The sequence below is a fragment of the Gordonia sp. UBA7860 genome (assembly GCF_002500165.1).
GTDB classification, from domain to species: domain Bacteria; phylum Actinomycetota; class Actinomycetes; order Mycobacteriales; family Mycobacteriaceae; genus Gordonia; species Gordonia sputi.
This window is the reverse complement of the sequence record NZ_DLSO01000174.1, coordinates 35,277-43,615: the sequence shown is the minus strand read 5'-3', so window position 1 is coordinate 43,615 and position 8,339 is coordinate 35,277. Positions and strand designations below refer to the sequence as shown.

The following is an 8,339-nucleotide window of genomic DNA, read 5'->3' as shown; positions in this document are numbered from 1 at the left end:
CGAGCTTTCTGTGGCCTCAGGAGTCCCCGCGGTCGCAGAGCTCTCCGTGGTCGCAGGGCTCTCCGTGGTCTCAGGACTCTCGGTCGTTTCGGGCGTCTGCGGCTCGCCGGCGGCCGAGGTACGGCCACGGCCTGCGACGCGCGGCCGGTAGGCGGAGGGTCGACGGGACGGGCCGTTACCCGACTTGCGCGGTGGACGTACCATCAGTTCCCCCCTCCCTGTTGCTGACTGGGTTGCTGGCCGGACTGCTGACTCCCAGAGCCGGACTGTCCCGGGTCGTCGACGCTGATCCCATCGAGCGGGGAGATGTTAGACGCCTTCCAGGTGCCGTCCGTCTTGGTCATGCTGACCGAGAAGCCCATCGTCTGGGTGACGCCCGCCTCGTTCTCGCGCTTGGCCGTGGCGTCGACGTAGATCAGCACCTTGGCAGTGCCTGCGTCGGCATTGACCTCGGTCGGAGCTGAGCGCTTGAGCCGCGACGTCAGCGTCGCAGCCTGTGGCCCGGCCTGCGTGATCTGCTGATTGAGCGTCGTCACGTCCTGCGCCGTGATCTGCTCCTTGGCCTTGCCGGTCAACGAGCTGTCGACGCGACGCTTCCAGTCGGCGGTGTTCTTGGGGTCGACGGTCGTGACGTTGATGATCGCCTGCTCGGCACCCGACACCGCCTCATCGCGCGCGGTCTGGATCGGCTTCTCGACGAAGTACACCTCGTAGGCGCGGTAGCCGAAGAAGGCAACGCATGCTGCGGCGATAAGCACCGCGACGATAGCGAGCACACCGACGAGCGGGTGACTACGCCACGTGCTGTCGTTGGCATTCGTCGGCTCCGACGCCTTTGTCGGATCAGTCATGGTGGTCATCGCGCGTCACTGTATCGAGCACACCTGAGAGAGAGCCAATTCGATCGACGCACATCGTCGACGACGCGGCGCTCTCCCAGGTCAGCCACCGAATCCGTCGGTTCCGAACCCGCCCGGCTTGACCGGACGGACGCCCATCATTGCCGCCAGCTGCGTGGCCAACGGGGTCAGATTCAACTTGTCCGGATCCTTCTTCGGGGTCGAATCCCAGGGCTGGGTGATATTCGGGTTCGCGTACTCCACGCGCTTGGCGCTGCGCACACCGGTCGGATTTCCGAACGGGACGTCGCAGGAGGCCTGCGTGTTGAACGGGAACTCGTCGTAGCGGATATCGAATTTCGGGTCCTTCTTACGGATCTGGTCGATCATGGCGTCGGTCGACTCATAGCCACGCGTACACGCCGCCGGGTTATTGGTCTCGAGCACGATGCCGAAGTGGATCTGTCCATCGCCGGGCGCAGGTGAATGGCTACCCGCCGACAGCGCCGACAGCATCGCGAACGTTCCGTTCGTCATGTAGCCGGCGGGCTGGATCGTGCGTGCAACCTCGGAGAGCTGACCGACGACCTTCCCGATGTCGCCGCCGTTCTTCTGGATGAGATTCGAGATCTGCGTCGCCGACGTCGTTCCTGTGGTGAGCAATCGCCTCAGGTCCGGGTCGGACGCCGCGAGCGTCGCGGTGACCAGGTCGAGGCTGCGCGACCACGCGAGGATCTGATCGGACTGCTCGGCTTGCGTCGCCAGCACGACGTTGGCGTTGTTGATCAGCGAGATCGTCTGGTCGAGATTGTCGACACCTGCGCGCGAGAGCTTGCCAAGTGAGTCGACGAGCCGCGTCAGGTTCTCGGACTGTCCGTTGAACGCCTTGCCGAGCTCGGTGATGACCGTGTGCAGGTCGTCGATCGGGATCGACTGTGTGAAGTCGATCGCCGACGACACGACGTCTTCGAGTGGCGGCGGAACCGACGACCGAGTGATCGTCGAGTTGTCGGCGAGGTAGGGCGAGCCCGTCGACTGCGGCTGCAGGTCGACATACTGCTCACCGATCGCCGAACGGTTCGCGACCACCGCGACCGAATCCGCCGGGATCTGTGGCGAGTTCGAGTCGATGACGAGTGCGACGTTCACTCCGGTCTTGGTCAGCTCGAGCTTGCCCACACGACCGACCGGGATGCCCATGTAGGTCACCTCGGCATTGGTGAAGATGCCGCCTGAATCTTTCAGCGACGCCGTCACCGTGTACGTGCCGATTCCGACCGTCTTGTCGAGTCGTGCGTACTTGGCGCCGACAAAGGCGATCGCGACCAGGCCGACGACCACGAACAAGATGAGCTGAATCTTCGCGAGTCTGCTGATCATCTATCCGACCCCCAGGAGTTTCAGCGGACCATCGATGAACCTCTGGTCACTCGACGCCGGCGCCGGGAAGTTGGCGGGTTTGGCCGCCGACGCTCCACTGCCGCGCGGGACCGTCGCCGATGCCGGATAGCGGCCACCCGACGGTGGTGTGTTCGGACCCGGTGTCGCATTGGCGGCAGGCGGCAACAACGTGATGGTCGGCCATCCGTAGCGCGGGCCGTTTCCGTTGATGTACGGGTTGCTCTGATTCACCGGAACGTCGTGGCGCTGCGGGGGCGAGTACTTCGGCGTCCCCTGACCGACGCCCAGCGCCTCGAGCTGATTCAGCAGACGCAGGTCGAGCGTCATGAACAGGTTCGTCGAATCGCCCTGCACCGCAGGCAACAACGAGTCCGGGAACGGGTGCGTCAGCATCAACGGTGCTGCGGTGATCAGGTCCGGCGCCGCCTTCGCGAGCTCGGTGAGCACGGGACGCAGCGCCTTCAGATCGGTGATCAACGCATCGTGCGATCGTCCGAGAACGTCGGTGCCGACCTGTCCGAGCTTGTCGAGCTTGGTCAGCAGGTCGACGAACTGCGGACGCTGCTCCTCGAGCACCGCCACACCTGCAGGCAGTTCCTTGAGGATGCGGTCGATCTGCGTCGTCTGCGCAGCGGCCCTGTCCGACAACCTGTCGAGGCCGTCGATCGCCGCGAGAATCGAGTCGCGCTGGCGATTGAGACCTGCCACGAGTGAACTGGCGTTGCCGATCAGGTCGTGCACCTTGTCGGCACGACCGTCGAGCGCCTTGTTGAGCTCGGTCACGATCGGTTCGAGCTGGTTGATCCCACCACCGTTGAGCAGCATCGACAGCGCACCGAGTACCTGCTCGATATCGGTTGCGGTACGCGTGCGATCCAGCGGGATCGCCGTCGACTGGTCCTGGCGTGGCAACGAGGCACTGTTCGCAGGCTCTGTCAGTGCGACGAACTTCTCGCCGAGCAGTGACGTCTGCTGCACTGCTGCACCAGCCTGATCGGACAGATCGATGTCGTTCTTCACCTTGACGGTGACCAGCGCGAACCACTCGTTCTTCGGGATCTCGACACTGGTCACACGTCCGACGGGGATGCCGTCACGCTTGACCACCGACTGCGGAACCAGATCGAGAATGTTCGAGAACTGGATCTTGTAGGTGCGCGGGTTGTCGCCGACGTCGACGCCGCCGGGCAGCGGAATCGACTGGATTCCATTCGACCCGCAACCTGCGACCGTCAGCATCGCGGTCAGGACCACCACCGCGGCGATGACCCCACGCCACGCGCGCGGAACGAACCGACTGAGATGCCGAGTCATCAGTTACCTCCCGACCGTGGTGTGGCCGACGGCTTCGCCGATGCCGGCGTCTTGGTCGCCGGGCCCGGGTTCGCCTGCGGGTCGGGTGTCCCGGGAACAGTTCCCGGGACCGGGTACTTCTGCAGCTTGTTGTTGCTCATGATGCCGAACGGCAACACCGGCAGGATCGGGGTGAGCACGTTGTTGGTGATCTGCTTACCGATCGTCTTGCACTGGTTGATGAACGGCTTGAGCGTGTCGCTGAACTGATCTGCCGCGGGATTACCCGGAAGCAGCGCACCGAGGTCGAGGAACTGGCAGGTCGCCTGTGTCGGGTCCTGCAGGTCAGGCAGCGTCAGTCGCATGGCGATCGTGCCCGACTCCGCGTCGTACGCGTTGATCAGGTTGTTGATCGTCAGCGGCAGCACGGTCAGCGTCTCCTTGAGACTCTGTTGAGTGTTGACGAGCGCCTGGGTCGTCGGCTTGAGATCGTTGACGGTCTGGCCGATCTGCTCGCGATTGTCAGCGACGAACGTCGCGACGTCGCCGAGTGCGATCGACAGTTTGTTCAGCGCGGCCGACAGTTGCTGACGCTCCCCCGCGAGGAACGTGTTGAACGACGCCATCTGGTTGTTGAACTGGCGCACCTGGGAGTCGTTCTCCTTCAACGCTCCGACGAACACGTCGAGATTGTTGACGGTGTCGACGATGTTGCCGCGCGAGTCCGACAGGGTCGTCGTCGCCTTGGACAGATTCTCGATGGCATCGCCGAGCTTGGCGCCGTTGCCCTCGAGGTTCTGCGCGCCGACCGCGACGAGGTCGCTGACCGCGCCGTCCTTGTTGGCTCCGTTGGGACCCAACGCCTTCGACAGCTTTTCGACGCTCTCGTAGATCTTGTCGACCTCGACGGGAACCATCGTCTGCTTCTCGGTCAGCGTGATGTTTCGCGGCGCCTTCGGGCCACCCGAATAGGCGGGTGTCAGCTGCACGTAACGGTCGGCGACCACTGACGGGATCACCTGAACCGCACGCACGTCGGCGGGGAGGTCGACGCCGCGGTTGACGGTCATCGTCACCTTGACGGTCTGGCCGTCGGGGGTGACCGAGTCGACCTTGCCGACGGGCACGCCGAGAACCCGGACGTCGGAACCCTTGTAGATACCGACGGTCCGCGCGAACGTCGCGTTGATCTTGGTGGTCCCCATCGAGCTGAAGACCCACCACAGCGCGCCGGCGACAATCAGCGCGAGAATCAACCCGAGCACGATGATCACGATGTGGCGTGGGGTGAACCAACGTCCGGGACCGGAGGTCTTGGACAGATCCGGGGTGGTCATCCGGTTGCCTCCGTTCCACCGTTGTTCTGGTTCGCCTGCTTGTTGGGCAGGCGCGTCGTGTTCTGCTGCGGCAGTGCAGGCGGCAGGAGGTTGGTCACCACGGACTCGAACCACCGACCGTTGCCGAGCACGTTCGCGTAGAGCCGATAGAACGGCGCCATGTACGTGATCGTGTCCTGAAGGTTCTTGTTCTGCTCCTTGAGCAGATCGTTGACGCCCTTCAGCGAGTCGAGCGCCGGGCCGATCTGAGCCTCGTTGTCCCGAACGATCCCGCTCAGCGAATCACTCAGTGCCGTCGTCGTTTTCAGCAACGCCGAGATGTTCTTCTGGCGGTTGTTGAGCTCGTCGAGCAACTGGCCTGCACCCGCGATCAGCTTCACGAACTCCTGGTTGCGGTCAGCGAGAATCTTCGACGTGCTCTTGGTCGCTTCGAGAAGCTTCTGCACCTCTTGGTCGCGGCTGGCGATCGTCTGCGACAGACGCGTGACGCCCTCGAGCGCAGGTCCGACATCGCCCGACGTTCCGGAGAACGTGTCGGAGATCGCCTTCATCGACGTCGCGAGCTGATCGGTGTTCAAGGTCTCGACCGAGTCTGCGGCGTCGGAGAACGCCTCGATCACGTCGTAGGGCGACACCGTATCGGTGAGCGCGACACTCGGGTCGGCGATCTTGCTACCACGGGGATTGAGCGACAGATACTTCTGCCCCAGCACCGTCTTGATCTGGATCGACGCCTGCGTCTGATCGCCGATCCACGTGTTGGTCACGCGGAACTTCACGTCGACGCGGTTGCCGTCGAGCGCGACGTCGCTGACCTCACCGACCTTCACGCCCGCGACGCGCACCTCGGCGGCCTTGCGCAGCCCGGCGGCCTCGGTGAACTTGGCCGTGTACTGGGCACCCGCACCGACGAGCGGCAACGAGGTCAGGTAGAACGCCGACACCGCCATCATGAGCAGGATCAGGATACCGATCGCACCGATACTGACGGGGCTGCGATGCCCACCGAATCGCTTGTGCCCCGGCTTCTTCTGGGCTGTTCCGTCTGCCATGCTCACCCCCCTGGCTGGTTGTCTTTCCAGCAACGGCTTGCCGCGCTGGTGTAAAGGACGTGGTTGATGTACGGAAGCGGGACGAGCGGCTGCGTCAGCAGCGTCGACTTGCCGTTTCCTGCGACGACGTCGATTCCGCACAGATAGAACTGGAACCAGGAACCGAATGTCGCCGCACGGCCGATCTTCTGGAGCTTGATCGGCAGGTTGGTCAGGATCTGCGCGACGTCGTCGCGACGCTTGTTGACCTGGTCGGCCACCTGCTTGAGGCCGGCGATGTCGCCCTGGATGGACGGCCGCGTCGACGTGAGGATCGACGCCGTGACCGCTGTCAGGTTGGAGACCGACGTGATCGCCGAACCGACCGAACCGCGTTGTGCGGCAAGGCCCGTCACCAACTGCTCGGTGTTGTCGAGGAGCGCGGTGAACTGCTCGTCGTTCCGGTTGACCGTGTCGAGGACCTTGGTCAGGTTGGTGATCAGGTCGCCGATCACGGCGTCCTTGTCGGCGATCGAGTTGGTCAGATCGGCGGTATCGCTGATCAGACTCGACACGTTGCTCGACTCACCCTGGAAGACCTTGATGATCTCGTCGGAGAGCTTGTTCACGTCTTCGGGCTGAAGCTGGCGGAACAGCGGCTTGAAGCCGTTGAACAGCTGCGTCAGGTTGACCGCGGGATGCGTGTTGTTCTCGTTCGGGTTCGCACCGAAGGTGTGGCCGGGGTTCACGGTCTGCGACGCATCGCCCGCACCCTTCTCGACCGAGAGGTAACGCAGACCCGTGAGGTTCCGGTACTTGATGTAGATCTGCGCACCCTCGGGCAGCTGGCGGTCGACGTTGAACGAGACCTGCGCCCGGTTCTTGTCGTAGACCTCGACGTTGCTGACCTGGCCCACACGCACACCGGCTATGCGCACGTCGTCGCCCTTGTTGAGCATCGACGCGTCGGTGAACACGGCCTTGTAGTCGTTGTCTGCCCCACCACCGATGTTGGCGATGGTCAGCGCGAGCAACGCAGTCGCGACCACGGTGACCACCGCGAAGACGATCAGTTTGGTCAACGGCCCCACAATGGACTTCATTTGATGTGCACCTGCGCTCCCTGCAGTGGCGCAGCACCGATCATGGTGGTCCAGGTGGGCACGTCGTCGGGTTCGGTCCCGCTGGCCGCGCCGTAGATCACCTTCAGCTGCGCCCGGTAGGTCGGATCGTCGAACGAGTTCTCGCGGATTGTCCCGACAGGCGTCTTCGTGAACTGCGGTTGCGGCAGCTTCTGGACGGTCGTCGGGCCGGGGTTGCGTGACGGCGGCTGGTACGAGCCGTCGGCGAGGCTACCGCCGGGGTACTGCGGGAACGGGCGGCCGTTGGTCGGCGGGTCGTAGCAGACAGCCGGGGCATCCTGGTCGAAGAACCTTGGCTCGTCCTGGTTGGGCAGATAGCGACCGCGCGGATTGACGAACTGCAGATTCACGCGCACACCGGGGTTCTTGGTGCCCTTTCCGACGATCTTCTCCGATTCCGGGATCAGCGTCGCGAAGTTGTGGAAGGCGCAGACGAACGTCGGCGACTGCTTGGCGAGTCCGGTCAGGAACGGCTCCGAGTCGGTGACGAGATCGACGAGGTTGTTGCCATTCTGCTGCAACCAGTTGGTCGTGTCGGTCGACGCGGTCCCGAGCGTTGCGATCAACGTCCGCAGATCGCCCTGACGGTCGACGATCGTCTTGTTGGTCGTGCGGAAGTTGTCGAGTGCGTCGATGACGTCGGGCAACGCCGTCGAGTAGGTCTTCGAGAACGACGCGAGGCCCTGCAACGTGCCCTCGAGCGAATTGAGATTCTTCGGTGTCGACAGGCGACCGAAGATGGTGTTGAGCTCTTCGAGCGTCGTACCGATCTGCTCACCGCGACCCGAAAGCGCCTGCGACAACGCGGTCAGGGTCACGTTGAGGTCCTGCGGCGGGATCGCGTCGAGGACGGGCAGCAGACGGTCGAGGAGATCCTGGACCTCTTTCGCGTTGCCGCTCGTGTCGGTCTGGATCGTCGCGCCGTTAGCCAGCGTCGGACCCGACGCCTGCTCGGGCACCTGAAGTGCGACGTAGCGCTCGCCGAACAGCGTTTTGGGCAGGATGCGTGCGGTGGTGTCGGCAGGCAGTTGCGCGGCCATCTCGGGCTTGAGGCCGAGCGTCACGTTGACCGTGCCATTGCCTGCGGGTTCGACGTCGCGCACCTCGCCGACGAGAACGCCGCGCGCTTTCACGTCAGCATTCGACGGTAGCGCATTACCCACCGAGTCGGTCTTCAGCGTGACGTCGGTGAACGTCGTGAAGTCCTTGTTGAATTTCATGATCGTGAGCGTGAAGAACAGTGCGACCACGATGAAGAACACCAGTCCCAGCAACCGGCGACGAATCACTGTCATC

The 8,339-nt window shown here is 63.7% G+C and carries 7 protein-coding genes; all 7 read right to left on the bottom strand.

The features are described from left to right. Nucleotides 1-203: 203 nt before the first annotated feature. On the bottom strand, nt 204-860 hold the full coding sequence (locus B3T59_RS21350; RefSeq protein WP_287005070.1) for a hypothetical protein: 657 nt from the start codon (nt 858-860) through the stop codon (nt 204-206). Between the two features lie 81 nt (nt 861-941). After that, the gene (locus B3T59_RS21345; protein ID WP_064905841.1) at nt 942-2,219 is read right to left on the bottom strand and encodes an MCE family protein; all 1,278 of its coding nucleotides are present in this window, start codon (nt 2,217-2,219) and stop codon (nt 942-944) included. Then, nucleotides 2,220-3,554 (bottom strand): MCE family protein, encoded by a 1,335-nt coding sequence (locus B3T59_RS21340; protein WP_064863206.1) that lies wholly within the window; start codon nt 3,552-3,554, stop codon nt 2,220-2,222. Then, a complete protein-coding gene (locus tag B3T59_RS21335) occupies nt 3,554-4,870 on the bottom strand; it encodes an MCE family protein (RefSeq protein WP_064863205.1) in 1,317 nt (438 codons plus the stop codon). Before B3T59_RS21335 ends, B3T59_RS21340 begins: the two co-directional genes overlap by 1 nt. Further along, nucleotides 4,867-5,922 carry an MCE family protein gene (locus B3T59_RS21330; RefSeq protein ID WP_287005069.1) on the bottom strand — a complete coding sequence of 352 codons (1,056 nt, stop codon included), beginning with the start codon at nt 5,920-5,922 and terminating at the stop codon, nt 4,867-4,869. The genes B3T59_RS21335 and B3T59_RS21330 overlap by 4 nt, the downstream gene beginning before the upstream one ends. A 2-nt stretch (nt 5,923-5,924) precedes the next feature. Beyond that, on the bottom strand, nt 5,925-7,004 hold the full coding sequence (locus B3T59_RS21325; protein WP_064863203.1) for an MCE family protein: 1,080 nt from the start codon (nt 7,002-7,004) through the stop codon (nt 5,925-5,927). Then, nucleotides 7,001-8,338, bottom strand: coding sequence for an MCE family protein (locus B3T59_RS21320; RefSeq protein WP_064863202.1), 1,338 nt, complete (start codon nt 8,336-8,338; stop codon nt 7,001-7,003). Before B3T59_RS21320 ends, B3T59_RS21325 begins: the two co-directional genes overlap by 4 nt. Nucleotide 8,339: the final 1 nt, after the last annotated feature.

Excerpts from the sequence above, each read along its gene's own strand:
- B3T59_RS21350 (WP_287005070.1), bottom strand. The coding sequence starts at position 860 with ATGACCACCATGACTGATCCGACAAAGGCGTCGGAGCCGACGAATGCC.
- B3T59_RS21345 (WP_064905841.1), bottom strand. The coding sequence starts at position 2,219 with ATGATCAGCAGACTCGCGAAGATTCAGCTCATCTTGTTCGTGGTCGTC.
- B3T59_RS21340 (WP_064863206.1), bottom strand. The coding sequence starts at position 3,554 with ATGACTCGGCATCTCAGTCGGTTCGTTCCGCGCGCGTGGCGTGGGGTC.
- B3T59_RS21335 (WP_064863205.1), bottom strand. The coding sequence starts at position 4,870 with ATGACCACCCCGGATCTGTCCAAGACCTCCGGTCCCGGACGTTGGTTC.
- B3T59_RS21330 (WP_287005069.1), bottom strand. The coding sequence starts at position 5,922 with ATGGCAGACGGAACAGCCCAGAAGAAGCCGGGGCACAAGCGATTCGGT.
- B3T59_RS21325 (WP_064863203.1), bottom strand. The coding sequence starts at position 7,004 with ATGAAGTCCATTGTGGGGCCGTTGACCAAACTGATCGTCTTCGCGGTG.
- B3T59_RS21320 (WP_064863202.1), bottom strand. The coding sequence starts at position 8,338 with ATGACAGTGATTCGTCGCCGGTTGCTGGGACTGGTGTTCTTCATCGTG.